4 protein-coding genes are annotated in these 3,176 nt (G+C 71.7%); all 4 read left to right on the top strand.

The window, feature by feature from the left end:
- Positions 1 to 302: phage tail tube protein (locus tag EZM81_RS17835; RefSeq protein WP_248298280.1), on the top strand; the 302-nt coding region annotated here is incomplete at its 5' end.
- A gap of 210 nt (positions 303 to 512) precedes the next feature.
- A complete protein-coding gene (locus EZM81_RS17830) occupies positions 513 to 860 on the top strand; it encodes a hypothetical protein (protein ID WP_371685775.1) in 348 nt (115 codons plus the stop codon).
- A 62-nt stretch (positions 861 to 922) separates the two neighbouring features.
- Positions 923 to 1,087 carry a hypothetical protein gene (locus EZM81_RS18390; protein WP_166583521.1) on the top strand — a complete coding sequence of 55 codons (165 nt, stop codon included), beginning with the start codon at positions 923 to 925 and terminating at the stop codon, positions 1,085 to 1,087.
- A 27-nt stretch (positions 1,088 to 1,114) separates the two neighbouring features.
- Positions 1,115 to 3,176, top strand: a 2,062-nt coding sequence (locus tag EZM81_RS17825) for a phage tail tape measure C-terminal domain-containing protein (RefSeq protein WP_136646714.1), incomplete at its 3' end; no start/stop codon positions are given.

Genomic DNA, 3,176 nt, shown 5'->3' with positions numbered 1-3,176 from the left:
GCATCGAGGGGGCCGACCCCGGCATGGCCGCGCTGACCGGACGGGTTGAGGTGCGTTTCGCCGACACCGCGCTGATCACGCAGGCCATCGACGGCACGCCTTGCGAACTGGTCTTCGCGTGGAGCCTCGGCGCCAACGCCAGCTTCACCTTCACGGCCCACGCCGTCTACCTGCCGCGCCCGCGCATCGAGATCCCTGGCCCGCAGGGCATCCAGGCCACCTTCGACTGGCAGGCAGCCAAGGCCGTCAGCCCCGCCCGGATGTGCACCGCCGTCCTCGTCAACACCGTCGCAACCTATTGAGAAGGCCCGTCATGCTGACACTCGACCTTTCGAACGCGCCGCAGTGGTGCGACCTCATCCCCGGTGTGCGCGTGAAGCTCCGCCCGCTGACCACCGCGCTGATGGTCTCCGCGCGGGGCGATCCCGCGATTGCCGACCTGCCCGAGGGGGCCGCGACCGAGGAAGCCGCGCTTTNTGCGCGTGAAGCTCCGCCCGCTGACCACCGCGCTGATGGTCTCCGCGCGGGGCGATCCCGCGATTGCCGACCTGCCCGAGGGGGCCGCGACCGAGGAAGCCGCGCTTTCCATGGCCAAGGCGCTGGCGCGGCGCGCGATCCTCGCGTGGGAGGGGATCGGCGATGCAGACGGCAATCCCATCGAGCCGAGTCCCGAGGCCATCGACGCGCTTCTCGACCTCTGGCCCGCCTTCGAGGCGTTCCAGACTTCTTACGTCGCCAAGGGCCTCCTGCTGGACGCGGAAAAAAACGGCTCTGCGCCCTTGCCGACTGGTCGCTCAGTGGGGGCGAAGGCTACTGCGCGGCCTGCGGCACGACCTGTCCCGACTGCCCCGCACGGCTGAACCGGCCGCTGACGCTCGAAGGCGCGCAGGTCTGGGACCTGGCGCAGCGCCTCGGCGGTCAGATGCGCGTCATCCCCGGCGCGGTGATCGGCTGGGACATGGGCGCGGCGCTTGCGCTGGGGAACGCTCTCGGCATTTCCCCGCCCGCCATCGCCGAACTGTTGCCCGCCCTCGAGGCGGTGATGGTCCGCCGCGTCAACGAGCAGATCGCGGCGAACCGCGACTGACCCCATTCCACCCGGAGCCCCGATCCGATGCCTGAGAAACGCGTCTCCGTCCGGCTTGCCGCCGTGGGCGGGCGCCAGGTGCGCGCCGAACTGGAAGGCATCGGCGAGGCCGGGGCGAAGGGCTTCGGCCGCCTGTCCACCGAGATGGAACTCGCCAACACGCGGCTGGCGAGCTTCGCGCGCCGGGCCGGGATCGCTCTGGCGGCTGTCGCTGCGGCTGCGGCGGCGGCCGGGGTGGCGATGATCCGCTCGGGGCTCGCCAACATCGACGCGCAGGCGAAGCTCGCGCAGTCGATGCGGACGACCGTCGAGAGCATCCAGACCCTGGCTCAAGCCGGGGAGCTGGCGGGCGTCTCGATGGGCGAGATCGAGCAGGCGACGAAGAAGCTGACCACGCGCCTGTCCGAAGCCGCCAGCGGTTCGGGCGCGGCCGTCGGCGCGCTCCGGCGGCTGAACCTGACGGCGGCGGAACTGCAGGCGCTGCCGCTCGACCAGCGTATCGTCGCCATTCAGGACGCGCTGACCCGTTTCGTGCCCGAGGCCGAGCGGGCGGCCGTGGCCTCCGACCTCTTCGGCGACCGGGCGGCGCTGGCCTTCCTGCGGATCGACAGCGCCACGCTGCGCGATGCTGCCCGCGACGTGCAGGACTTCGGGGTGGCGGTCAGCGCGGCGGATGCGGCGCAGATCGAGCGGACGGGCGATGCCATCGCGCGGCTGAGCCTGATCTGGACCGGCCTCGTGAACCGCCTGACCGTCGCCGTCGCCCCGGCACTGGAGGGTGTCGCTACCAAGCTCGCCGACATGGCGCGGGCGACCGGCCCCATCGGGCAGGCGATCAGCGCGCTCTTCGACAATCTCGGGCGGCTGGCCACCTATGCCGCGACCTTCGCCGTCGTCATGGCCGGGCGCTGGGTGGCTGGCATGGCGGCAGCGGCCCTGTCGGTGCGCGGCCTTGCCACCGCCTTGGTGTTCCTGCGCGGCGCGCTGATCCGCACCGGCATCGGCGCGCTGATCGTCGGGGCGGGCGAGCTGGTCTATCAGTTCTCGCAACTCGTCGCCCGGGTCGGCGGCGTGGGCGAGGCGTTCCGGCTGCTCGGCGATCTGGCCCGCGAGGTCTGGTTTCGCATCGGTCTCATGCTGGACGCGGCCCTCGCCCGCATGGCGGCCGGGTGGGAGGGATTGAATGCGGCCAGTCTCTCGGCGCTGGAAGGTACCATCGCGGGCGTCGTCAGCTTCGGCGACCGGACGGCCGCGATCTTCCAGGGCGCCTATGACGCCGCCGTCGCCATCTGGGGCAGCCTGCCCGGTGCCATCGGCGACTTTGCCTTTCAGGCGGCGAACGGTCTGATCTCGGGCGTCGAGGCGATGCTGAATGGCGTCGTGACCCGCATCAACAGCTTCATCGAGACGCTGAACGCGGCGCTGGCGCTTCTGCCGGAATGGGCGACCGGCGAAGGCGGGGTGCGGATCGGCATCCTTGACCCGGTGGAACTGGGGCGTATCGGCAACCCGTTCGAGGGGGCGGCAACGGCCGCAGGGGCTGCGGCGGCAGATGCCTTTTCTGCAGCGCTGGCACGCACCTACCTCGAGCCACCCGACCTCGGCCTCGGCGCAATGGCCGAGGACGCCCGCGCGCGAGCCGACGGCTATCGCGAAGCGGCGGGGATGTTGGCTGACGCTGCCGGTCGGCCGCTCGCCAGCTGGCAGGCGCTGAAGGATGCGGTGACCGGCACGGGGGTCGACGCTGAGACTGCGCTGGCGGATGCCGCTGCTGCGGCCGGGGCGCTGGGCGAAGAACTGGACGATACCGGCGGAGCGGCGGGTCGCGCCGGTGCGGCCGGGCGGCAGGCAGGAGCCGACACCGCCGCCGGAGCCGAGAAAGCCCTGACCGGCTGGCAGGCCGTCACCGCCGCACTCGCCGACTACGCCGCCAAGGCGCGCGAGATCGGCGGGGATATCGGCAGCGCGCTGGTCGGGGCGTTCCAGAGTGCGGAGAACGCCATCGGCGACTTCGTGAAGACCGGTAAACTCGACTTCCGCGATCTGGTCACCTCGATGATCGCCGACCTCGCGAAGCTCGCCGCCCGCC

It is taken from the genome of Tabrizicola sp. YIM 78059 (assembly GCF_004959785.1).
Classification (GTDB): Bacteria; Pseudomonadota; Alphaproteobacteria; order Rhodobacterales; family Rhodobacteraceae; genus Tabrizicola; species Tabrizicola caldifontis.
Note: the sequence above shows the minus strand (reverse complement) of the source record. Positions and strands in the feature narration are given on the sequence as shown.

What these genes read in the sequence shown, in the direction of transcription:
- EZM81_RS18390 (WP_166583521.1), top strand. Translation starts at nt 923, where the DNA reads ATGCGCGTCATCCCCGGCGCGGTGATCGGCTGGGACATGGGCGCGGCG.
- EZM81_RS17830 (WP_371685775.1), top strand. Translation starts at nt 513, where the DNA reads ATGGTCTCCGCGCGGGGCGATCCCGCGATTGCCGACCTGCCCGAGGGG.